This is a genomic window from Prosthecobacter sp., from assembly GCF_044226605.1.
GTDB lineage: Bacteria > Verrucomicrobiota > Verrucomicrobiia > Verrucomicrobiales > Verrucomicrobiaceae > Prosthecobacter.
On the sequence record NZ_JBGAGS010000005.1, the window covers coordinates 379,905 to 401,104 of the forward strand.

The following is a 21,200-nucleotide window of genomic DNA, read 5'->3' on the forward strand; positions in this document are numbered from 1 at the left end:
GACAAGGTTGACGCTGGCGGCCCGTTTGGGATAATCACACCATGCTCGCCCGCTCTCTCGCCCTCGCTTCTCTTTTCACCGCCGCAACTCTCGGACACGCAGCACCTGCGGAACACGTCATCCTCATCAGCATCGACGGCTGGGCGCATCAGTATTTTGATGATCCGAAGTGCCACATGCCAACCGTGAAGGCGCTGGCGGCAAACGGAGTGCGGGCAAAGCGCATGGAATGCTCCTTCCCCACCGTGACGTGGACGAACCACACCACGCTGGTCACCGGCGTGCATCCGGCGAAGCATGGCGTGCTGGCGAACGAATACTTTGACAGGGCCACGCGGAAAAAGGTGCCGCTGATTCCGGACCCGATTTTTAACAAGGAGGAGATCGTCAGATCGCCCACGATTTACGACGCGGCCAAGGCGGCCGGTCTGACCACCGCCGGAGTCATCTGGCCGGCCTCTCGCGGGGCCAAGACGCTGGACTGGACCGTGCCGGATGTTTTCGAGCAGGAGTTGTTTGAGAAATACGGCACCCCTTCCCTGCTTGAGGAGGCGCGGGCGGCAGGCATCCCGATCGAGAAACAAAATGAATGGTGCAAAGCGGGCAATCCTGGCAAGGCGCAACGCGACTACATGTACTCGCAACTGGCCCAGCACATCATCAAGAAGCACAAGCCGAACTTCCTGGCGCTGCATCTGGTGAGCCTGGATTCTTTCGAACATGCGCATGGCCGGCAAGTGGCGGAGGCCTACTGGGCCGCGAATGATTCTGACAATCGCGTGGCGGACCTTGTGCGTGCCACCGAGGAGGCAGGGATCCGCGACAAGACCACTTTTGTCATCACCACGGACCATGGTTTCGTCACCTTCACCAAGTCCATCAATGCGAACGCGGCGCTGCGCAAAGGGGGCTTTGTGAAAGCGGCGCTGGGCAAGAACCTGGCGCCTGATTCGCAGGTCTTTGCGATGGCCGAGGGCGGCGCGTGTTTCGTCTATGTGCTGGATGACGCGAACCGCGATGGTATTTTGAAGCAGATCACACCAACGCTGAGCAAGCTGGAAGGCGTGGAGGGCGTGGTGGAGGCAAAGGATTTTGATGCCAGGCTGCACCACATCACCGCCGCGAAGGATGGCCGCGAACCCGACCTCGTGCTGCTGGCCGCCGATGGCTACACCTTCACCGATTCGCTGGCGGACAACGATGTGATCATCCCCAACGATCCGCCCAAAGGCGCACATGGCCATCTGCAGACGGATCCCAATCTGTATGGTGGTTTTGTCATCAGCGGCGCGGGCGTCAAAAAAGGTGCGGTGCTGGACGAGATCAAAAACATCGACGTGACGCCGACGATGGCGAAGCTGCTCGGCATCCCCTTCCCCGGCGCGGATGGCCGGGTGCTGGATGAGGCGCTGGCGAAGTAAGGAGCGTCAGCCGCGCTGCACCACCACGGCCGTGCCGTAGCAGAGGACTTCCGTGACGCCCGGAGCGATTTCCGTGGCGTCATAGCGCATGGCGATCACCGCATTGGCCCCCACGGTTTGGGCGTGCTCCTTCATGAGCTCAAAGGCCTCCGCACGCGCCTGCTCGCAGAGCTTGGTGTAGATGGAAATATTGCCGCCCACGAGCGTCTGAAGGCTGGCGCCGATGGCACCCACGATGGAGCGGGAGCGCACTATGATGCCTCGGACGACACCGAGCTCCTGATTGACGTGGAAGCCGGTGAGGGCGTTCGCGGTGGTGGTTAGGATGTCCGCGGGCATGGAAAGCAGGGAGTTTACAGCATGCCGGGTGTGTAGCGCGGACGTGAATCCATGCTGGTGCCGGTCTGCTGGCGCATGTGGGTGTCGTCCAACGCGCGGTCCACGGCCTCCTGGAGCGCCCGGGAGGTCAGGTCACGCAGAACAGGAACGGGGGAGCCGCTGCCGGGGCGGTAGGCATTGCTCTGGCGCTCGCCTTCGTGGATCTTGGTGTAAATCACCCGGCCGGAGGCGGCCTCCACCACATTCACCCGAATGCGAGCGTAGCCGTAGGGATGCACGAGGAGCTGCGAGCGCAGATCCAGAATATCACCCGTAAGAATGAAGCGACCTTTCACCTCCGTGGCCAGCATGCCGCGGGCTTCAAGGGCGTAGGCGAAGGCGTTGCGCACCACATCGCTGACAGGCAGGCGGGTCTGGATGGTGTCCACTTTCGGGCCGATGGGCAGGCGCACGTGACCAAGGGTCTGGGCGTTTTCGTTTCGCTTGTCCTTGAACTGACCGACGGCGAAATCGGGAGAACCCCGCAGCATGAGGCCGGGCTGAGGCACATATTCGAGGCTGACGACCGAGGAATTGGCGCAGGAAGAAAGCAGCGTGAGGCAGGCTGCGGCCGCGAGGATGGCTGGGAGGCACCTAAGGTTCATGGATTGCATCATTAGAACGCCTTCGACGCGAATCAATGTGCTTGATTCACCAAAGTCCGGCCAACGGGGACAAAAAAACAACCCTGCCGGAACTCGGAGCTCAGGAAAAAAACCCCCAAAACCTGAATCCAATTAACCCGGCAGGGTTGATTTATTGAATATATTCGGAAACAGGTTCGCCATGCAATACCAAAAAGTTTTTGATCGAAAAAAGACGGGAATAATTTCGCTGCTGATCATCGGCATTTTTTCTTTGATTCCCTCAGAGACTCACGCGCAACTCGGGCGCTCCGTGCGGCAGGTCATCGTTTCCCAGGCGGCCACGTGGAATTCCAACACTGCCACGATGCAGTGCTACCAGCGGGCCTCAGCCGGTGCGCCGTGGCAGGCGGTGTTTGAAAAACCGGTGCCGGTGCTGCTGGGCAGAAAGGGTCTGGCCTGGGGGAGAGGAGTCTTTACGCCCCCACAAAATGGCATTCCTCCCAAGGTGGAAAAAGACTGGCGCGCACCTGCGGGAGTGTTTCAGCTAGGCGCCCTTTTCGGCTATGCCGCCACCGCCCCTGGGGGCGCACGCTGGCCCTACATCCAGGTCGGCCCCTGGGATGCATATGTGGACGACTCCTCCCTGCCCCAGTATTACAACCGCCATATCCGCATTGATCCCCGCCAGGGAATTCCGCCGTGGTTTGAGAAACAAAAAATGCGCCTGGGGGATGCCGCCTACAAATGGATGCTGGAAATCAGGCACAACCAAGGTCCTGCCGCGCCTGGGTACGGCAGTGCCATTTTTTTCCATGTGCGCCGCGGGCCGGACAAGCCCAGCGCTGGCTGCACCACGATGGCCGAAGGAGACCTGACGCGAATGCTGCGCTGGCTTGATCCCACCGCCTCTCCGCACTACGTGCTGCTGCCCAAAGATGACTACGCAGCGCTGCGTGCTGCCTGGGGCCTGCCGTGAGTCAGATTTCGGCGGTATCCACCCACCAGTCGTGGCCGGGTTCAAGGCCGTGGCCATAGATGGTTGCGGGGGCCTCGAGAATTTCAAGGCCGGGCATTTCTGCCAGCAAAGCCGCACCCAAGGACTGGGGGACAGCTACAAAAAGGGCGGGCAGGTGCGACGCTCGGGCTGCGCACAGGGCGTCACGAATGATTTGAGCACCGGAGGAGGGATCGCTGAACCGAAAACCGGAGAGATGAGCGGACAGCATTTCGGCGCCGTCGTCGGTCCAGAGACGCTTGCCACGCCGCGTGTCTTCCACCCAGGCAGTGCCGGTGATCTGCACGGGCGTCATGAGGGAGCGCAGGGCATGGTTTCCTGCTTCCAAAAAATAAGCTGTCCGGGGGCGAAAATTCTGCGGGGCAGCCACCGGAACTGGCGTAGCGTTGGCGCTTGGGGCGGACGTAATCCTGAGCACCATGATCTGCGCGAGCGATGTGAATGCCGGAATCTCACACCGCCCGGTGTAGTCCGAAGGGCGCCGACCGGTGCCATCCATGACGATGCAGTAACAGGCCTGCGAACCGCTGAGCACGACCTGCCGCCGGGTCTCCCACAGCAGCTTCGCCAGCACACCGCTGCAGCGGGCCCGCGGGCTGACTTTGAGATCGCAGAGATAGTGAACACGTGTGCGCAGGGGTGAATCCTGCCCGCAGTGCATCCAGCGCTCCACCCGGACCAAAGTTGCGAGCACTTCGCCACCGGCTTCGGCGATGGTGAGGGTGGCGTCTCCCATGGCGGCAAAGAAAGGCAGATAGTCGCGGCCATGCGAAATGCGAAACCGCCGGCCCTCGCCGAGAGGATAGTCAAACTGACGCTCGAAGCGCTCGAGCGCCTCGCCCAGCCACACGGGTGGCGTTTCACGCAGGATGTGGAAATTCATGCGCGGCTGCCGATTAAAATTTGCGGGTAAAAGAAGCTGCGGTCGCGCTTTTCCATCGCCCTTCCGAGCCCATGATCCCAGCCGATCTCTCCGGAAAGCACATCCATGTCGAGCGAGGAATTTAACTGCCGCAGGATGACCCGGCCTCCGGGTTTCAAAGCCCTGGCGGTGGCCGCCAGCGTCTGCGCCGCCTGATCTGGAGCCAGCCAGTCAAGGATGTTGGAAAGGTGCACCATGTCTGCGCTGGAGGGCGGGAGGCTTTCGAGAATCTCGCGCATACGGCCCTGGTGCCAGACGACCTCAGCATGAACCCTGCCCTGCGTTTGCAACCAGTCGTAGCGATGGCCCGGCGCAAAGCGGCCCTCGTACATTTGCAGGAGGAAGGGATTCGTCTCCGCGCACTCGCGCGCCAAGGCCACGCGGGTGCGCCACGCAAAGTGTTCATGGAAGGGACGGCGTGGATTCTGCGCGGCCTCATGACCAAACAGCGTGGTCAGATTGGGGAGGGACATCGCACGGCTCAAGGCCTCATCGAGATCTGCACCCCTTGATTTCACCCGCCGCAGTTCCGCGAAGCAGCGCTCGTAACGACCGGCGTGATCCGGGCCGTGCTCTGCCACAAAATCGAGCGGACCAAAGACATTCTCAGGGAGGGACAGCGCCTCGTACAATCGCTTCAAGGCTTCGCTGCGCAGCGGCATGTTTTCGTGACCCAGCAGCCGTGCGGAGTCTTCGTCGCTGGCATGCGCGGCCAGGTGCAGCTTGCAGCGGGAGAGTGCGAGCTGCGCGAGGTTCATGTCCACGGCATGAATGCGGCGCAGGGGCTGGCGCGCCAGTTGCACGAGAGTTTCGCCACCGGAGGCGATCATCACCACCGTGGCATCTGCGGGCAGGGCTTGCGCCAGCTCCACATCCAGGCGTGGATCTTCGCGCACCTGTGAAAACGCGAGAGGAAGTTTGGCGGCCTCGATGGCCCAGGCGTCAGGCTTGGCGGAGAGGGTTTCGTCCATAGGCTAAGTGAAGCATGAGGAATAGTAAAACGGCGACCAGCAGGTCCACGGCATAGTGCAGACGCAGCGCCAGCGTGGCCACCAGCATGAGCAGCGAGGGCACGAGCATGAGCCAGAAACGCAGGCGAAAGCAGGACCAGTCCCAGGCCAGAAGTGTGAGCGTGATGAGCACATGCAAGCTGGGAAAGGCATCGTAGCGCGAAGCCATGGCACTGTTGATTTGGTCATTCCAATGCGTCAGCGCACCGCCGGTCAGCGGTGTGGTAAACAGTTCTGGAAAGGCCGTGGCAGGCGGTGCCGCCGGATAGAGCAGATAGCCGAGAAATCCGACGGCGAAGGAAGTGAAGAGGCGCGCTCCAAACAGCATGCCGTGCCTGTTTGTGACCACCACCTGAAGCAGCGCCCAGTGAAGATAAACATGATAGCTCATGTAGCCCAGGCTGAGCAGGTCGTTCGATCCTGAATTCAGCACACAGCGTAAGGCGAGCACGGGGGATTCTCCAAACAAAGCCCTGTCTGCGGCCAGCAGTTCGTGATGGCGCACTGGCACTACCAGCGTCTCCACCAGCAGGGAGGAGCCTGCATAGAGAGCCCAAGTCACCACGTAAGCGCCCAGCAGGCGAACACGCCCGCCCATTTTGCTCAGGCACAGCAGCACTGCGTAGCCGCAGGTCAGCGCAAAGACCCGGAAGAGCAGGCCAGTCCAGCCATGTCCCTGACACGCAAGAGCCACGGCAAGAGCGCCACCTATGGCAAGGTACATCCATTCATGAATCTGCACCCGCCGCTCCTTCACAGTCTCCCGCCCTCCCGCTTCCATCCCAGCGGACTGCGGCGCAGGCTGTGAATGAAAAACTCGCGCACAAAGGCGCCGTAGGAGCGAATGAACGGCGCGCCCTGCTCACGCAGTGAAGGCGCGAGGGCATCATGCACCTGCGGCAGATGGTGCCATGGTACACCGGGAAATAGATGATGCTCCAGGTGGTAGTTCTCATTGCACATGAAGAAACGCACAAGCGGATACGTCAGGATGGTGCGGGTGCCGCGCACCTCGTCGCTCGCATGCTCCAGCAGGGTGTGCTGGCTCATGCCACGGATGTTGACCATGGTATTGATGAAGAGCATGGGCAGCAGCCAGCCGTGCCAGAGCCAGATGGCGGGCACATGCGACCACACGAACCACGCCAGCACCGCTGTGGCAGCGACTTCGGCCGTGATGCCGAAGCGGTCCTTCAGCGTGCCTTGCATGAAACCCAGGATGGGAATGGCGGTGATATACACCGGATACCCCACCAGCAGCCGCAGCCAATTCATGATAAAAACCATCCACGTCCAGCGCGTGTAGTTGGCGTAGTGGTCGGGATCTCCAGCCTCTCCGAGATGCTGGTGGTGGTTCAGGTGCAGCACGCGATAGGCGGAAAAGTTTTGCAGCACAGGCATGGCACACAGCGCACCGAACACAGCGTTCAGAAGCTTGTTTCTGGCCAGCGTTCCATGCACCGCTTCGTGGGTGAAAAGGCTGATGCCATGCAGCGACGCAGCGGCGAGCAGATAAAGCGGCAGCGCGGGCAGCCACTTCCACCGTGGCGCCTCCCATGCGGCAAGCAGCACCGCCCCCGTCGCGCCCACGATATAGAGCAGCACGAAGACGGCCACGCGCCAGACATGTCGCGCAGCTGAGCGTGTGTGGCAGAGCCGCAGCAGGTCAGGGGGCAGTGTGTTGTTCATGAGGGTGGGTGGTGGCCTTCCAAAGATCGACGTACAACCGGTCAAACACATGCAGGCCAAGCTTCACACCGTCCTCCACGGCAGCACGGCCCTCTCCCCCTCCCTGCCAGGCTTGCAGCACGCATTCGAAAAACTCCGCGGCATGCCGGCCATCGATCTCCTGGTGCAGATTGTAATGAACCAGCTTCTCCGCAGGCACCCAGCCGCGCTCCACCGCCGTGCGGCCAATGCGTGCGGAAATGTCTGCAAACACGTGCTCGATGACTCCGAGGCAGGCCAAGGCCAGATCTGTGCGCTCCATCATGCACACGCCCATGAGGCTGGTGTTGAAGGCCCTCACCGCTTCAGCTTCACGCACATGGTTCATCTCCGCGCGGCTCACGCCCAGTGTTTCCAGAAAGCGCAGAAAGGTCATGTCATGCGCCAGTGCCGGATCAAACACTGGAGCGACTTCATCCACATAGCCATGCTCCTCGGCCAGATTGTGGACCAGGCTCCGCCGCAGTGCGGAACTCGGCATGCGTGCCATCAGCGCCGCCATGGGTCTGGAAAAGTAGCGCACAGCGAAGAAGAACTGCTGCTGGGTTTCGCAAAACCTCTCCCTGTCCAGCGAGCCATCTTCCAAAGCCGTGAAGTAATGGTTTTTCAATATCCGACACGCATCTGCTTGAGCCGCCACCCAGCTTAGTAGTTCCTCCATGGCTGAATTCTATGAAAGACCCGTGGTGATCTCCAGCAGATTTTTAGCATGGAGGCCGTCCGCGCCTGCCCGCCGACACTCGAGTAAGTTTTGCGTGGGACATGAGACATGTGAAAGCGCCGGTAGCCCGGCGCACTGCAGGACGCATAGCGCGGTCCATGCTTTTCACCTGCGGCCCTATCTCTCCGTCCGCGAGATCGCCTTCTTCAGCCACTCGCCTTCTTCCTTCCACGGCGGGGCGTTGCGCAGTTCGGCCACGGTCATGGGGAGGCGGGCGCTCCAGTTGCTGTCTGCGGCGATGCCGGGGACGTTGAAGCGGTCTTCGAGACCATAGAGGTCCGTGAGCATGAAGGCAGCGAATCGGGCATTGCTTGTCAGCAGGGCCTCCAGCAGGGCATGGCGGATGTGGGCGTCGTACTCAGGCCAGCCGTCGGAGGAGAAGCGCAGCCCGGCAAATTCGGCGAGGTCGCCGAGCTCCTTGTTCCCCACTTCGCGTTCGGATTCAAATTCGCTCATGGCATCACGGCGGCGGTGCTCCCAGTGGGTGCGCATCGGCTCATGGTCGTGCGTGGCGTAGGTGGTGAAGGCGCAGTTGTCGTAGGTGCTGCCCATGACGACCCGGCCCAGCTCATTGTGCTCCCACTGGCAGACTTTGAAGCCGGGAATGTCGAGGCTGAGCAGGTGCGGGCGCACGTAGTCCGGCACGGTGCCGAGGTCTTCGGCCACGACCTCGGCCTTCCCAGCGGCGGCGTCGAGGATCATGCGCAGATACTTGTCGCCGTTGGCCAGATTGGCGGCCTTGTGCTCGGGTGTGTCGTCATCGTTTTCGATGAAGTGCGGCAGGCGGCCTCCAGTGAGGGCCTTGGCCGCTTCATCAGAGAGGTAGCAAAACTCCGCATTGCGCGTTGGCCGCCACGGGAAGCTGTAAATGCGGTAGAAGCCGAGCACGTGGTCGATGCGGAAGATGTCGAAGACTTCCGTGAGCTTCTGCGTGCGCTGGCGCCACCACTGGAAGCCGCCGCTCTCCATGACATCCCAGCGATAGTGGGGGATGCCCCAGTTCTGCCCCCAGTGCTGCACGAAGTAGTCGTCCTTGAAATACGTCTCCGGAGGAGCTCCGCCGCACCATTCCAGATCAAACTCCTCGGGCTTGAAGAACACATCCGCGCTGCACCAGGAGATGCCAAAGGGGATGTCTCCCATGAGCTTCACGCCCTTCGCATTCGCATAGTCCCGCAGTTCGCCCCATTGGATGAAGCAGAGCCACTGCACGTAGGCGTGGAAGAGGATGCGGTCATCAATCTCATCGCCCTGGGAGTCGCGCCAGGCGCGGGCTTTACCGGCGCTGTTGAGGTCGCTGCGCCAGTTTGTCCAATCTTCGTGCCCATGCTCTTCCATGAGGACTTTGAAGAGGCAGAAGTCATCCAGCCAGGAAGCCTCCTTCTCGCAAAAGGCCTCAAACCGGGCCATACGACCAGGCTGGCTCTCGATCTGGCTGAAGGCACGACGGAGAAGCGTGTTTTTCAGCCGGCGAACTTTAGGGTAGTTCACGGAACCATGGCGCAGCAGATCCACGCGCAGGATGCTGGTTATGGTGCTGTAAAATTTTTCATCCAGCTCCGGAACCGCGCCTGGGGTGAGCTCCAGCGTGAGGTAGTCCAGCGCCACCGAGCTGATGGCATTGTAGGGGCTGCTGTCGCTGCCGGTGGCATTGATGGGCAGGAACTGCACGAAACCGAGACCCGTCTCCGCGGACCAGTCGATGAGCTGGCGCACACCGCCGATGTCGCCGATGCCAAGGTCTTCAGGCGTACGGATGGCAAAAACAGGAATCAGGATACCTGCACGGCGTGGCTGGATGGTGGGCATGGGAAGGAATGACTATCGTTCAGAACGAATGACAAATGTTTAGTGGTTGTGTCCTGCGATTTGGATACCTTGACCGGCGTATAGAGCACAATGCGTTCCCGATCCCTGTCGATACTGCTGTTTTTGTCGATCTCCGCCTCCCAGGGCGCGGAGACGAAGCCCGCGCGCATCATCGATTTCAAGGTGCCGCCGCACTCCTACCTCGAGTGGAAGCCGAAGGACCGCTTTGCCGAGCTGCAGGAACGGGCGCAAAAGGGGGAGGTGAAACTGGACACCAGCAATGACAAGGCCTTCCTCACCAGCCTGCTGGAGGCGCTGAACATCCCCATCAGCTCACAGATCCTGGTTTTTTCCGCGAGCTCCCTGCAAAGCGAGATCATCAACCCGCGCAACCCACGCGCGCTCTACTTCAACGAGGACACCTACCTCGGCTGGGTGCCGGGCGGGCTGGTCGAAATCATTGCCGCAGATCCGGAGATGGGCCCGATGTTCTACGTCTTTGACCGCATGCGCCCCGGCGGGCCCGTGCCGAATGTGACGCGGTCCACCAAGTGCATGAACTGCCATGCCGGGAACGCCACGCGCCGGCTGCCGGGCTTGATCGCTGAATCCTTGCTCGTCTCTCGTGCAGGGTCCAGCCTGGAAACCTACCGCCGGGACGTGCAGGGGCATCAGATCCCGCTGGAGGACCGCTTTGGCGGCTGGCACCTCACGGGCGAGCACAACCTCACGCAAAATCACGCCAATGTGATGGGCATCCCCAATGCCGGAAAAAATCAGATCGTCTCCGTGGACCCGGGCCAGTACTCCGACCTCAGCCTGCACCTGCTGCCCACCAGCGACATCCTTCCCAATCTGACGAACGAGCATCAGATGGGTTTCGAGAACCGGCTGGTCTATGCCATCTACACCGTGCGCCAGCTCAAGCACGAGGGCAAAGGCATGCTCGGTGCGGCGGCCAAAGCCGAGATAGAGGAGCGGGCGCAGGAGCTGGCCCGCTACATCATGTTTGCCGACGAGGCCAAATTTCCAACCAAAGGCATGGTGGGAGACCCCGCCTACGTGCGGGATTTCCTGCGCGACCGCAAGACCTCCAAAGCGGGCCTTTCGCTGAAGGATCTCGATCTGAAGACCCGCATGTTTAAATACCGCTGCAGCTACATGATCTACACGGACACGTGGAAACATGCGCCGAAGGAGCTGAAGGACCGCATCTACTACCACATGGCACTCTACCTGAGGGAAGCCCCGGATGCGCAGCACGCGCACCTGGCCGCAGCCGAGCGGGTGGCGATCAGAAGCATCCTGAAGGATACGATGACGGATCTGCCGGCGTGGTGGAGGTAGCAGCCGCGTTGAGCGGCTTCATTTGGGCTCGGGACCGGTCTTCTCTTGTTTCTTTTTTTCCCTGTACTCCTTCAGCACTTCCAGGCCACGCTGGTAGGAGCGTTTGAACTCCTCCGACTGCACTGCCGGCTCCGGCTTGCTAACGGGCGTTATATTGTCAAACAATCGTGCTCCGAAAACGAACAGCAGGCTGCCAACGACGGCGAACATGACACTCTTGGGATTGACCGTGCGAGTGCGTAGCAGACCATGCATCGTGACCTTTAACCAGCGCCGCTTCCATGCTTTCTTCCAGACTTCTTGCGGCACGATGGGCTGCACCAGCGGGTGCCCTGCCCAGCTTTTTCCCAGAATAACCACGGCAGCCAGGGCCTGTTCGGGAAACGCGGCCTTCCAGTCACAGGGTGTTGCGGGATAATCAAGCCGCTGCGTCCAAAACTCACGGTGATTCGCCGGCAGGTCACGCAAGGCCATGCCCCGTGCGATGGCGGCATGCAGCCTCTCAAATTTCTCTGCTGACGAGGAAGAGTCTTTGAGCCAATGCTGGAGTTTGCGCAGCATGCTCTGCGCGAGAAAGGGCCTCTCCAGGGCCGCCAGGGTGGCCGCACGGAAAAACACTTCCGCCGAGCGCGGGGCGAAGGCTTCATCCAGGCATTCGTCGAGTTTTTGCGCCAGATGAACGAGGTGAGCTGAGTCGCGCTCCTGCTCCAAAGCTTCGAGAACCCGCAGCAGGAAGGCTGCGCCACCTCCCACCAGCAGTGAGGCTAGAATGCTCACGGGCACGGTTTTGCCAAAAAGCCCCGGTTCCGTAAAGAAGGCATCGCTGATGATGCATTCCAGCGTGGAGGATGGGATGCCCAGCTCGGCTGCATCCATGGCCAGGGCCTTGAGGGCCATGGAGACCACTTCCAGCTGCCTGACCCCGCCCTGCAACGCCCGATCGAGAGATTCAAGCGAGTACGACCACTCACGCGGCCAGTTCCGCTCCGGCCGACGCGGGACCTTGGGCTTGGCGGGCTGCGGCGGCTCCTGATCGATCCGGTGTGGAAGAAACGGCACTTCCCCGGGGGCAAACGAAGGCGGCAGCGGGAGCGATGCAGACGGGGATGCCCTGGTGACAGGCGAGACTTCCGAGCCTCCATCCGCTGCAAAATCATCAAGCCAGTCATCCTCACCGGCTTCCGCCGCAGAGCGCGTCTTCAGCCATTGAAGGGCCATTTCATAAGCCGTGCGCAGTTGATGGAATCCCTCTGGATCCTGATCAGGACGACGAACCTTGAGCAGCCTGGCGTAGGCGGAGCGCACCTGCTTTTCATCCGCAGTGTCACGCTGCAGACCCAGAACTCTCCAGGGGTCAGCCATGGTCGTCGCGGAAGAAGGGAGCCATGAAGGTGTCCAGGTCCAAGGCTGCCTCTGCAATGCGCTCACGCTCCTGGGTGATGAGCGCCGCCTCGAAAGCTTCGACAAATCCTTCCAGCGAGCGCCGCATCTCGCCAGACAGCTCGGCATAAAGGCGGTTCGCGCGTTCCAGGCGCGCACGGTTTTCAGGCCGGTCGGCAGGATTCGTCTTCAGCGGCTGCAGCATGCGCAGCGCGGCTGCGATCTGCTCCGCGCTGAGGGTTCCGGGCCGCTGCTCGAAGACTTTCGTGATCTTTTTACCGGTTTCCTTGATCGTCACCTCCACTTCCAGGATGCCGTTCATGTCATAGCTGAAGCGCACGTCCACCTGGCCCGGATAGGCCTGGCCCGGACGGGAGCGCAGCCCCTTGATGTGGATCTTGCCGATATTCCGGTTGTCTTTGACGAGCCGGCTCTCGCCCTGGTAGATTTGAATGGCCAGTTCATCCTGTTCAGGAGCAAGTGTGCTAAACACCTCGCTGCGACTGCACGGAACCATTGTGTTCCGCTCGATGATCGGGGCGAAGAAGCCGTGCTCGCGATGGCCGCGCACGAGCTCCTTGGTGGTTTCAATGCCAAGGGTGTGAGGGCAGACATCTGTGAGCACCAGGTCTTTCACGGCGGAATCTCCCGCGACCAAGGCCTGCTGCACGGCCGCCCCCAGAGCTACGACACGATCTGGATCCAGGGTGCGGGACGGCTCCATGCCGAGGAGTTCCTGCAAATCTTCAAACACCACGGGCATGCGGCTGGCACCGCCCACCATCAAGACGGCATCAATCTGCTTTGGAGTGAGACCGGCATCCCGCATGGCCCGGCGCACCACGGGCCGCAGACGCGCGGTGATGGAAGCCGTGGCGTTGATGAAATCGTCCCGTGTGATGGGGGCGTCCTTGCCATGCAGTTCGATGGTGGTGCTGGTCTGCTTTGACAGCGCACGCTTCAGCGTTTCCACGCGCTCACGCCACCGAAGGGCGTCTTCCGCAGGAGGGTTCCATTTGAATTCGCGCTCAATCCACTGAGCGAAGGCCTCGGTGTAGTCTTCGCCGCCCAGCCGGCTTTCTCCGGAGGAGGCTTTGACTTCCACGACGCCTTCAAAGGATTCGAGCAGCGTGACATCGAAGGTGCCGCCGCCTAGATCAAACACCAGCAGCGTGCTGAGATCGTCCGCGGCACGGTAGCCATAGGCCAGCGCTGCCGAGGTCGGTTCATTGAGCAGACGCAGCACCTTGAGTCCCGCGATGGCTGCGGCATCCACGGTGGCCTGGCGCTGCTGGTCATGAAAATACGCAGGCACGGTGATCACGGCGGAATCCACCGTGGTTTTCAGCTGCATTTCGGCGATGCGTTTCAGTTCACGCAGCACCAGTGCCGAGCATTCCACAGGCGACCATTTGCGCCCGCCGAATTCATAGCTCGTGTCCGTTCCCATGTCCCTCTTGAAGCAGGCCTGCCCAGCCTTGGGGTTCGTCACCAGCCGGTCCTTCGCCGCACGCCCCACCAGCAATGCGCCATCCTCTGCGACTGCGACGACGGAGGGAATCAGGTCCTCGCCTAGCTCGTTCTTCAATGTTTCCGGCTGTCCATCGCGAAGAATGGCCACAAGGCTGTTCGTAGTGCCCAGGTCGATCCCGATCATCGCGCGATAATAAAAAAGTGTGCTTCAGCTACCGGCTCAGCTCCAGCATGCGCAGGATTGGCTTCTCCGCACGCTTGCGCAGGTCTTCCGGCATCTCAACCTGAGGCGTCAGATCACGCAGGCAGTCATGCAGCTTTTGCAAGGTGTTGAGCTTCATGTAACGGCAGTCGGCGCAGGCGCAGTGGCCGGTGGGCCCGGGGATGAATTTCTTGCCGGGAACCTCGCGCTCCAGACGGTGCAGCATGCCGCTTTCAGTAACGATGATGAAAGCGCTGGCCGGACTGTTGCGGCAATAACCGACCATCTTCTCGGTGCTGCAGACCTCATCGGCCAGGATTCGCACGGCATAGGTGCACTCGGGATGCGCCACCACTTTGGCGTCCGGGTATTCGTCTTTGATTTTTTCAATGCTGTCGCGCGTGAACTCCACGTGCACGTAGCAGGAGCCTTTCCAAAGGTCCATCTTGCGGCCCGTGCGTTCCATCACCCAGGAGCCGAGGTTTTGGTCCGGCACAAAGAGAATGGGACGATCCTTCGGCGCGGCTTCAACAATCTTGTCCGCATTGCCGCTGGTGCAGATGCAGTCGCTCAGCGCCTTCACGTGGCCGCTGCAGTTGATGTAGGCGATCACGTAATAATTCTTGGCGGCATTCGCTTTCAGGAAGGCCTCGAGCTGAGGTCCGGGGCAGCTCTGCTCCAGCGAGCAGCCCGCATTGGCATCTGGCAGCACCACGATCTTGCCGGGATTCACGATCTTCGCGGTCTCCGCCATGAAATGCACGCCGCAAAAGACGATGACGTCCGCCTCGGTCTCCTTGGCCTTGTAGGCCAGGCCGAGAGAGTCGCCCACAAAGTCAGCGATCTCCTGAATGGCTTTGTCCTGATAATTGTGCGCCAGGATGACGGCATTGCGTTCCTTTTTGAGGCGGAGGATTTCTTCGGTGAGGCTGGGGGCTGCGGTGGCGACCATGGAATGAAATGACGGAAAGATGCGGAGCGTAAAACGAAGCCGCAAGGAAGCAAGGGGGAGGTGGGGAAGCCCCAGCGCTGCATTCGACATTCCGCATTCGACATTCCGCATTCGACATTCCGCATTCGTCATTCGACATTCTACGGTGACCCAAAAACAGCCCCACCCGCTCCTCGATCTCGCGCTCACCGTCATCCTGCCCTCCATCGCCCTGGAAAAACTCAGCACGCCGGATCGTCTCGGCCCCCTGTGGGCGCTGGTGGTGGCGCTGCTGCTGCCGGTGGGGTTTGGCATCTGGTGCTACATGAACAAGCGCGGGCTGAATTTCTTTTCCGTGCTCGGTTTGGTGGCCGTCATCATCACCGGGGTGCTTGGGCTGTGGAACCTGAATGCCACGTGGTTTGCCGCCAAGGAGGCCATGTTTCCCATCTTTCTCGGCATCGCCTTTCCGCTGAGCCATCGCTGGGGCAAGCCGCTGATCAATGAGATGCTGCTCAATCCGCAGATCATCAATCAACCAGCGCTGCATCAGGCGCTGAACACCCCGGAAAAGCACCACAGCTTTGCAGTGCTTCTCAAAAAAGCCTCCTGGGGCATGGCGGGCACCATGCTGCTGTCCTCGGGCATGAATTTCGCGCTCGCCCTCTACCTGCTGGGAGACAAGGCCCCCGGCAGCGAGGAATACACCAAGGCCATCGGCCGCCTGAACTGGAGCGGCTTCCTCGTCATTGGCATCCCGCTCATGGGGGTGACGCTGGCCCTGCTGCTGTGGCTGCTGCGTTCCATCACCAAACTCACCGGTCTGGAGCGCGATGATTTGATGAATCAGGGCACCACCGTGCGCAAGCAGGTGAACAACGCCTTGGAAAACGATTGATTTCCTTCCCAAAAACCGTTTGCCCAAGTGGCAATGGCCGTTTATAGACTTCGCCCCCGGACTCGCGCGGTTAGCTCAGTGGTAGAGCATTACCTTGACATGGTAGGGGTCACAGGTTCGAACCCTGTACCGCGCACCATCTTCGACTGAAGATGAAAGTCCACTTCTCCGCAGGAGAAACTGCTCCGCAGGGCACTTTATTTGGTGAAGGCAAGTCGTGCCCCAAGAAGAATGAAAAGCGCGCCGGCCGCCCGGTTAAGAACTTCGCCAAAGGTGGAGCTTCCGCGAAATTTGTCTCCGAGCGCTGAGGCGAACCATGCCAGGCACAGGCACCACAGCGTGCCCGTGACGACAAAGCTGAGGCCGAGCACTAGAAACGCCGCGAACTTGCTGGGGCTGTCTGCCACGATGAACTGCGGCACAAAGGCCAGGAAGAACAGGGCCACTTTGGGATTGAGGACATTGGTCAGCAGTCCCTGCCGAAAGACGGCGAAAAAACCTAAGGTCGAAAAAGTTGCCGGAACGGCGGCGGCAGCCACAGGCCTAAAGAGCATCTTCGCGCCGAGGTAGATGAGATAGGCCGCACCGGCGAGCTTGACGGCCAGAAACGCGGAGGCCGATGCGGCGAGCAATGCGGACAGACCTAGAGCCGCCGCCAAAGTGTGAATGACCGAGCCTGCGGAAATGCCGAGCACGGAAGCCAGCCCCGCACTCCGCCCCTGCGCCATACTGCGCCCAATAATATAAAAAGTGTCAGGCCCTGGGGTGATATTCAGGACAAGGCAGGTGACGATGAACACACCAAAATCGTGGATGCCAAACATGACGGAGAATTAAACGCCAAGAGAGTCCGCGGCACAAGCAGATGGCTGGTGCATATGTCCCAGCTCCCAGAATGAGTGAGCATGCCGGCGTGCCAGACAAACAGCGTAAAGGCCACGAAAACAGCGCCATAGCCCCGCATCCCCCCTTGGGCTGTTTCTCGGTACCGGTAACTCAGGAAGGAACCCACCGTGAGCAAAACAAGGGCGAACAGGCAATGGTATTGGGGTTTCATGGTGCAGGCCCGTGGCTTGGGAAAACCAAATCAGCAAATAGCGCGAACCCCACGCAAGAGCTTTGACCGCCTGCGCCGTGACGTCACATTGCCATCTCACCCCGCCAGCGGAATCTGCGGCACGGTAATCACAAACGCTGCCCCCTTCCCCACCTCGCTGCTCACCGCCACGCTGCCGCTGTGCGCTTCCACAATAGCTTTGACCAAACTCAGCCCCAGGCCGAGGCCGCGCTGGGTGCGGCTTTTGTCTCCGCGATAAAGGCGCTCCCAGATGTGCGGCTGGTCATGGGCGGGGATGCCCATGCCGTTGTCGCGAATGGTGACCGTAACAGCATTGTCAGCCGCATGACATGCCAGATGAACCGTACCGCCTTCGGGCGTGTACTTCAGTGCATTGTCGAGGAGGTTGGCAAAGGCCTGGCTCAGTCGCGTGGGGTCCACCGAGGCCTGGCAGTCGGGTGAGAAATCGGTGGTGATGGTGATGTGCTTTTCCTCGCTGATGAGATCGTACAGCTCGATCACCTGCTGGAGTAGGGCGGGGATGGAGGTCAGCTCGCGGTGGAGCTTCATCATGCCGGCCTCGGCTTCGCTGATGTCCATGAGGGCCTTGAGCATGGTGAGGACGCGATCGGACTCCTCAACGCAATCCGCCAGCGCTTCGCGCGCGACGGGGTCGGGCGTGGTCTGCACCGCCGCCTCGGCAGTGCCGCGCAGGCGGGTCAGAGGGGTGCGCAGATCATGGGCGACGTTGTCCAAAGCATGACGCATGCCTTGGATGAGCGCTTCGTTTTTGTCGAGCAGGCGGTTGAATTCCGTGGCCAGTTCCTCGAGTTCAGTACGGTTCATGTGGGCGGCGACGCGTGCGGAAAAGTCGCCGGTGTCTGAGATCGTGCGCGCGGTGTCCACCACCTCCCGCACGGGCTGCGTGGCGCGATGCGCGAAGTAGGCGCCGCCCAGCACGGCGAAAATCAGCGTAGGCGTCATGACCAGCAGGAAATTGCGGCGGAAAGGCTGCAGCACGGTCTCGCGGCTGTTGGTGCTGCGGCCCACCTGCAGCAGGGAGCCATCCCGCAGGCGCGCAGTGGCCACGGTGAGATCGCGCTCATCATCCTTCGGAATTCGCAGCCAGTCGAGGTTGGCGGCGTCGGCCTGGGACTGCAGCGAGCGGGCATCCGCCGGCAGCCAGTCATTCGGCACATTCACAAAAAGCACACTGCCAAGATTCCCCGTGACGCGGACAAAGAAGGATTTGGATTTGCCTTCATCCGTGCTGTTGAGCTGAACCAAGTTCCGCAGCGCCGGCAGGCCACCGCTGGCATAGACGGCGGCGCATTCCTTCAGACGTGCTTCGATCACCTCCCGGTCCTTGCGCTCCATCGCGCTGGCCAGCAGAACATAGAGCAGGCCGAAGAGCACCACGGCGCTGAGGGTGAAGATCAGCGAGTATCCGAGCGTGAGCCGCACGGCAAAACTGCGCCACCAGAGCTTAAGCGGGTTTGAAGACATAGCCGACTCCGCGGATGGTTTGAATGAGCTTCACCTCAAAGTCCTTGTCCATCTTGGTGCGCAGGCGGTGCACCAGCACGTCCACCACATTGGTCTGCGGATCGAAACTGTAATCCCAAACATGCTCCAGGATCATCGTCTTGGTGACGACCCGCCCAGGCGTGCGCATAAGCAGCTCCAGCAGCGCAAACTCACGGCTTTGCAGCTCGATGCTGCGCCCCTCACGCTTCACTTCTCGGGAGAGCAAATCGAGCACCACCCCGGCGGATGTGAGTGTCGTCGGCTCCACCACATGCGTGGCGCGGCGAATGAGAGCCTGAACGCGGGCGAGCAGTTCGGAGAACGCAAAGGGCTTGGTAAGGTAGTCATCGCCACCGGCCTGCAGTCCCTTGACCCGGTCATCGACCGTTGCCTTGGCACTGAGTATTACGACCGGCGTGTGGACCTTTTCTTTGCGCAGCTGACGCAGCAGCGAAAGGCCGTCCAGCTTGGGCAGCATGAGGTCCAGCACGATGCAGTCGTAACTCACCGTGCAGGCTAGATCGAGGCCCTGCTCGCCATCGGTGGCGGCGTCCACACCGAAGCCATTCTGCTTCAGCCCGTTCACGATGAACGAGGCGATCTTGCTGTCGTCTTCAATCACTAAGAGGCGCATGGCGGGCTGGAGATTCATATCGTTAGCTGCGCTGGGAAGAGTTGTCCAATGATGGGGCGGGCACTTGGAGGAACGGCCTCTCCGGCAAAAAAAACCCGCCCCGGCACTTTCGCACCGAAGCGGGTCTCGTTCTCACTCACACATTAACCTGCCTTGCTCTCATCGATCACGATGAAACGGGTGCCTCCGTGGCTCCAGACTTTCACCAGAGAGACCTTGCTCTCGGGCTTGGCGCAGAGGGCGGTGGCCTGCTCGGCATCTTTCACGGGCTGGCGGTTGATCTCGAGGATCACATCGCCTTCGCGCAGGCCGGCGTCGTAGGCCACGGAGTCTTCCTCCACAGAGGAGACGACAGCGCCTTTGATGTTGGACGGCACCTTGAGCTGTTCACGCATGCCTTTGTCCAGATCAGCGACACCGACACCATGCAGGGCGTCTTCCGCATTGTCTGCGGCAGGAGTGGCGCTGGCCACTTTGTCGCCAGGCAGTTCCTTCACGGTCACGCTCAGGGTCACAGTCTTGCCATCGCGCAGCACATTCATGGGCACTGCAGCACCAGGGGTGGTCGAGCCGACCTGCAGTTTCAGATGACGGCTGTCGCTGACGGGCTTGCCATTGAAGTCGGTGATGACGTCTCCGCTCTTCACACCTGCCTTTTCAGCAGGGCTGTCAGGCGAGACACCGGAGACCAGGGCGCCTTTGGCGGCGTCCAGCTTGAACTGCTGAGCCAGCTGAGGAGTCAGGTCCTGGATGTTCACACCCAGGAAGCCACGCTCCACACGGCCGTTATTGACGAGGCTTTCCATCACCCAGCGGGCCAGGTTGGTCGGCACTGCAAAGCCAACGCCTTGGTTGCCGCCACTACGGCTCAGGATGGCGGTGTTCATGCCGATCAGGCGGCCTTCCACATCCACCAGCGCACCGCCGGAGTTGCCAGGGTTGATGGCTGCGTCGGTTTGAATGAAGTCCTCATAGTCGAGTCCCATCGTGGCGCGGCCTTTGGCACTGACGATGCCCGAGGTCACGGTCTGGCCGATGCCAAATGGATGTCCCACAGCGAGCACCATGTCGCCAACTTCGATTTTGTCGCTGTCGGCAAAGGGCATGAAGGGGAGGTCTTTGGCCTCGACCTTTACGACGGCCACGTCGGTCTTAGGATCACGACCGATCACCTTGCCGTTGAACTCGCGTCCATCGGTGAGGCTGACCTTGATCGTGCTGGCATTTTCCACCACGTGGTTGTTGGTGAGGATGTAGCCGTCCTTGGTGACGATGATGCCGGAGCCGACGCCCTGCTCGCGGGGAGCGTGGCGCTGCTGGCCATGCTGTCCTCGGCCCTGCTGCTGGAATTCTTCAGGCATCTGGAAGCCGGGACCGAAGAAGCGGCGGAGGTCCATGCCGCCTGGAAGTTCCATCTGGCTGACCTTGGCTTCGCTGGAGACTGAGATTTTGACCACGCTGGGCGCCACAGCTTTCACGATGGGGGAGAAGCTGGGAAAGCCTTTGGCTGCAGTGGAGAGCGGCGCATCGCTGACCTGAATATGCAGCGGCTCCGCCTTGCCGAGGGACGCTTCCTTGGCAGCCGTAAAGGCCACCAGCGAGGCGCTCAAGACGCACACGGAGCCGAGGACGGCCGTGCGCTTCCAGATCGACGGGTGGGGGGATGAAGTTTTCATGGGTGTTGTTGGGTTCATTGGATTGTTTGAGGTGGATTGATTTCCACTGCAATGAAAGCACCCGGGGCATGGCTTTTACGTTACTGGAACATTACAAGCGTGTAAGGTTCGCCGACTTCGAAACGGAGGGGGAGAGGAGGGCGAGCGCACCCAAAGTTTCGATCTCCAATTCGGGTTCATCTCGCCACAAGCATCCGGATTTCCACGGCAAAGAAAGCTCCCGGTCTGCGCCCCTTCCACGTATGACACTTACGAGGCCAATCCACGATCACCACCTGCGTCAGGGCACGATAAGACGCGATAAATTTCCTGACCAACTTACTCCTTGGTAAAACTCATCTTTGATGAGTGGCGCACCCGTCAGGATTCGAACCTGAAACCTTCTGATCCGTAGTTCCTTCCTTGCGGGTTTCCTCATGTTCGCCTTTGTGCGTCCTTGAACGCTGTAAATCCTTATGCAACAATGCATTCGACACTGTCTGAT

General features: G+C 60.7%; 19 protein-coding genes and 1 tRNA gene. 5 read left to right on the forward strand and 15 right to left on the reverse strand.

Annotation, left to right across the window (positions count from 1 at the left end; genetic code table 11):
- Nucleotides 1-41: 41 nt before the first annotated feature.
- Nucleotides 42-1,421: an alkaline phosphatase family protein gene (locus ACILSO_RS08960; RefSeq protein WP_395737047.1), complete on the forward strand. Its 1,380-nt coding sequence runs from the start codon at nt 42-44 to the stop codon at nt 1,419-1,421.
- Between the two features lie 6 nt (nt 1,422-1,427).
- Here the strand turns inward: ACILSO_RS08960 and ACILSO_RS08965 are convergent, their stop codons facing one another.
- Nucleotides 1,428-1,760 carry a YbjQ family protein gene (locus ACILSO_RS08965; protein WP_395737048.1) on the reverse strand — a complete coding sequence of 111 codons (333 nt, stop codon included), beginning with the start codon at nt 1,758-1,760 and terminating at the stop codon, nt 1,428-1,430.
- A 14-nt stretch (nt 1,761-1,774) separates the two neighbouring features.
- Nucleotides 1,775-2,404, reverse strand: coding sequence for a hypothetical protein (locus ACILSO_RS08970; protein ID WP_395737049.1), 630 nt, complete (start codon nt 2,402-2,404; stop codon nt 1,775-1,777).
- A 181-nt stretch (nt 2,405-2,585) separates the two neighbouring features.
- On the opposite strand from ACILSO_RS08970, the gene ACILSO_RS08975 reads away from it, so the two are divergent.
- Nucleotides 2,586-3,362 (forward strand): L,D-transpeptidase, encoded by a 777-nt coding sequence (locus ACILSO_RS08975; RefSeq protein ID WP_395737050.1) that lies wholly within the window; start codon nt 2,586-2,588, stop codon nt 3,360-3,362.
- 1 nt (nt 3,363) lies between these two features.
- Here the strand turns inward: ACILSO_RS08975 and ACILSO_RS08980 are convergent, their stop codons facing one another.
- The 6 genes from ACILSO_RS08980 to ACILSO_RS09005 all read right to left on the reverse strand — a co-directional run bounded on the left by ACILSO_RS08980 (nt 3,364) and on the right by ACILSO_RS09005 (nt 9,591).
- Nucleotides 3,364-4,284: an N-acetyltransferase gene (locus tag ACILSO_RS08980; protein WP_395737051.1), complete on the reverse strand. Its 921-nt coding sequence runs from the start codon at nt 4,282-4,284 to the stop codon at nt 3,364-3,366.
- Complete coding sequence (locus ACILSO_RS08985; protein ID WP_395737052.1) at nt 4,281-5,294, reverse strand: DUF3419 family protein; 1,014 nt, start codon at nt 5,292-5,294, stop codon at nt 4,281-4,283. The genes ACILSO_RS08980 and ACILSO_RS08985 overlap by 4 nt, the downstream gene beginning before the upstream one ends.
- Complete coding sequence (locus ACILSO_RS08990; protein WP_395737053.1) at nt 5,266-6,057, reverse strand: phosphatase PAP2 family protein; 792 nt, start codon at nt 6,055-6,057, stop codon at nt 5,266-5,268. Before ACILSO_RS08990 ends, ACILSO_RS08985 begins: the two co-directional genes overlap by 29 nt.
- A 29-nt stretch (nt 6,058-6,086) precedes the next feature.
- Complete coding sequence (locus tag ACILSO_RS08995) at nt 6,087-7,022, reverse strand: fatty acid desaturase family protein (protein ID WP_395737054.1); 936 nt, start codon at nt 7,020-7,022, stop codon at nt 6,087-6,089.
- Nucleotides 7,000-7,722: a TenA family transcriptional regulator gene (locus tag ACILSO_RS09000; protein ID WP_395737055.1), complete on the reverse strand. Its 723-nt coding sequence runs from the start codon at nt 7,720-7,722 to the stop codon at nt 7,000-7,002. The genes ACILSO_RS08995 and ACILSO_RS09000 overlap by 23 nt, the downstream gene beginning before the upstream one ends.
- Nucleotides 7,723-7,899: 177 nt before the next feature.
- The gene (locus ACILSO_RS09005) at nt 7,900-9,591 is read right to left on the reverse strand and encodes a 4-alpha-glucanotransferase (RefSeq protein WP_395737056.1); all 1,692 of its coding nucleotides are present in this window, start codon (nt 9,589-9,591) and stop codon (nt 7,900-7,902) included.
- 90 nt (nt 9,592-9,681) lie between these two features.
- Between ACILSO_RS09005 and ACILSO_RS09010 the strand changes: the two genes are divergently transcribed.
- Complete coding sequence (locus ACILSO_RS09010; protein ID WP_395737057.1) at nt 9,682-10,938, forward strand: hypothetical protein; 1,257 nt, start codon at nt 9,682-9,684, stop codon at nt 10,936-10,938.
- An 18-nt stretch (nt 10,939-10,956) separates the two neighbouring features.
- Here ACILSO_RS09010 and ACILSO_RS09015 read toward each other — a convergent pair whose 3' ends face one another.
- Genes ACILSO_RS09015 through nadA form a run of 3 tightly spaced genes read right to left on the reverse strand, consistent with a single transcriptional unit; the run spans nt 10,957 to nt 14,945 of the window.
- Nucleotides 10,957-12,300, reverse strand: a complete 1,344-nt coding sequence (locus tag ACILSO_RS09015) for a hypothetical protein (RefSeq protein WP_395737058.1) — start codon at nt 12,298-12,300, stop codon at nt 10,957-10,959.
- On the reverse strand, nt 12,293-13,975 hold the full coding sequence (locus tag ACILSO_RS09020; protein WP_395737059.1) for an Hsp70 family protein: 1,683 nt from the start codon (nt 13,973-13,975) through the stop codon (nt 12,293-12,295). The genes ACILSO_RS09015 and ACILSO_RS09020 overlap by 8 nt, the downstream gene beginning before the upstream one ends.
- Before the next feature lie 28 nt (nt 13,976-14,003).
- Nucleotides 14,004-14,945, reverse strand: a complete 942-nt coding sequence (nadA, locus tag ACILSO_RS09025) for a quinolinate synthase NadA (RefSeq protein WP_395737060.1) — start codon at nt 14,943-14,945, stop codon at nt 14,004-14,006.
- Nucleotides 14,946-15,090: 145 nt separating this feature from the next.
- Here nadA and ACILSO_RS09030 point away from each other — a divergent pair, with 145 nt between their 5' ends.
- Nucleotides 15,091-15,822: a VC0807 family protein gene (locus tag ACILSO_RS09030; protein WP_395737061.1), complete on the forward strand. Its 732-nt coding sequence runs from the start codon at nt 15,091-15,093 to the stop codon at nt 15,820-15,822.
- A 64-nt stretch (nt 15,823-15,886) separates the two neighbouring features.
- Nucleotides 15,887-15,961, forward strand: a tRNA-Val gene (locus tag ACILSO_RS09035).
- A 58-nt stretch (nt 15,962-16,019) separates the two neighbouring features.
- Here ACILSO_RS09035 and ACILSO_RS09040 read toward each other — a convergent pair.
- The 4 genes from ACILSO_RS09040 to ACILSO_RS09055 all read right to left on the reverse strand — a co-directional run bounded on the left by ACILSO_RS09040 (nt 16,020) and on the right by ACILSO_RS09055 (nt 20,716).
- Nucleotides 16,020-16,646: a LysE family translocator gene (locus tag ACILSO_RS09040; RefSeq protein ID WP_395737062.1), complete on the reverse strand. Its 627-nt coding sequence runs from the start codon at nt 16,644-16,646 to the stop codon at nt 16,020-16,022.
- A 329-nt stretch (nt 16,647-16,975) separates the two neighbouring features.
- Nucleotides 16,976-18,385 (reverse strand): sensor histidine kinase, encoded by a 1,410-nt coding sequence (locus tag ACILSO_RS09045; RefSeq protein ID WP_395737063.1) that lies wholly within the window; start codon nt 18,383-18,385, stop codon nt 16,976-16,978.
- Nucleotides 18,366-19,040 (reverse strand): response regulator transcription factor, encoded by a 675-nt coding sequence (locus ACILSO_RS09050; RefSeq protein WP_395737064.1) that lies wholly within the window; start codon nt 19,038-19,040, stop codon nt 18,366-18,368. The genes ACILSO_RS09045 and ACILSO_RS09050 overlap by 20 nt, the downstream gene beginning before the upstream one ends.
- A gap of 143 nt (nt 19,041-19,183) precedes the next feature.
- Entirely contained in the window at nt 19,184-20,716 is a 1,533-nt protein-coding gene (locus ACILSO_RS09055) for a DegQ family serine endoprotease (protein ID WP_395737065.1), read from the reverse strand.
- Between the last annotated feature and the right edge of the window lie 484 nt (nt 20,717-21,200).

What these genes read in the sequence shown, in the direction of transcription:
- ACILSO_RS08960 (WP_395737047.1), top strand. Translation starts at nt 42, where the DNA reads ATGCTCGCCCGCTCTCTCGCCCTCGCTTCTCTTTTCACCGCCGCAACT.
- ACILSO_RS08965 (WP_395737048.1), bottom strand. Translation starts at nt 1,760, where the DNA reads ATGCCCGCGGACATCCTAACCACCACCGCGAACGCCCTCACCGGCTTC.
- ACILSO_RS08970 (WP_395737049.1), bottom strand. Translation starts at nt 2,404, where the DNA reads ATGAACCTTAGGTGCCTCCCAGCCATCCTCGCGGCCGCAGCCTGCCTC.
- ACILSO_RS08975 (WP_395737050.1), top strand. Translation starts at nt 2,586, where the DNA reads ATGCAATACCAAAAAGTTTTTGATCGAAAAAAGACGGGAATAATTTCG.
- ACILSO_RS08980 (WP_395737051.1), bottom strand. Translation starts at nt 4,284, where the DNA reads ATGAATTTCCACATCCTGCGTGAAACGCCACCCGTGTGGCTGGGCGAG.
- ACILSO_RS08985 (WP_395737052.1), bottom strand. Translation starts at nt 5,294, where the DNA reads ATGGACGAAACCCTCTCCGCCAAGCCTGACGCCTGGGCCATCGAGGCC.
- ACILSO_RS08990 (WP_395737053.1), bottom strand. Translation starts at nt 6,057, where the DNA reads ATGTACCTTGCCATAGGTGGCGCTCTTGCCGTGGCTCTTGCGTGTCAG.
- ACILSO_RS08995 (WP_395737054.1), bottom strand. Translation starts at nt 7,022, where the DNA reads ATGAACAACACACTGCCCCCTGACCTGCTGCGGCTCTGCCACACACGC.
- ACILSO_RS09000 (WP_395737055.1), bottom strand. Translation starts at nt 7,722, where the DNA reads ATGGAGGAACTACTAAGCTGGGTGGCGGCTCAAGCAGATGCGTGTCGG.
- ACILSO_RS09005 (WP_395737056.1), bottom strand. Translation starts at nt 9,591, where the DNA reads ATGCCCACCATCCAGCCACGCCGTGCAGGTATCCTGATTCCTGTTTTT.
- ACILSO_RS09010 (WP_395737057.1), top strand. Translation starts at nt 9,682, where the DNA reads ATGCGTTCCCGATCCCTGTCGATACTGCTGTTTTTGTCGATCTCCGCC.
- ACILSO_RS09015 (WP_395737058.1), bottom strand. Translation starts at nt 12,300, where the DNA reads ATGGCTGACCCCTGGAGAGTTCTGGGTCTGCAGCGTGACACTGCGGAT.
- ACILSO_RS09020 (WP_395737059.1), bottom strand. Translation starts at nt 13,975, where the DNA reads ATGATCGGGATCGACCTGGGCACTACGAACAGCCTTGTGGCCATTCTT.
- nadA (WP_395737060.1), bottom strand. Translation starts at nt 14,945, where the DNA reads ATGGTCGCCACCGCAGCCCCCAGCCTCACCGAAGAAATCCTCCGCCTC.
- ACILSO_RS09040 (WP_395737062.1), bottom strand. Translation starts at nt 16,646, where the DNA reads ATGTTTGGCATCCACGATTTTGGTGTGTTCATCGTCACCTGCCTTGTC.
- ACILSO_RS09045 (WP_395737063.1), bottom strand. Translation starts at nt 18,385, where the DNA reads ATGTCTTCAAACCCGCTTAAGCTCTGGTGGCGCAGTTTTGCCGTGCGG.
- ACILSO_RS09050 (WP_395737064.1), bottom strand. Translation starts at nt 19,040, where the DNA reads ATGCGCCTCTTAGTGATTGAAGACGACAGCAAGATCGCCTCGTTCATC.
- ACILSO_RS09055 (WP_395737065.1), bottom strand. Translation starts at nt 20,716, where the DNA reads ATGAAAACTTCATCCCCCCACCCGTCGATCTGGAAGCGCACGGCCGTC.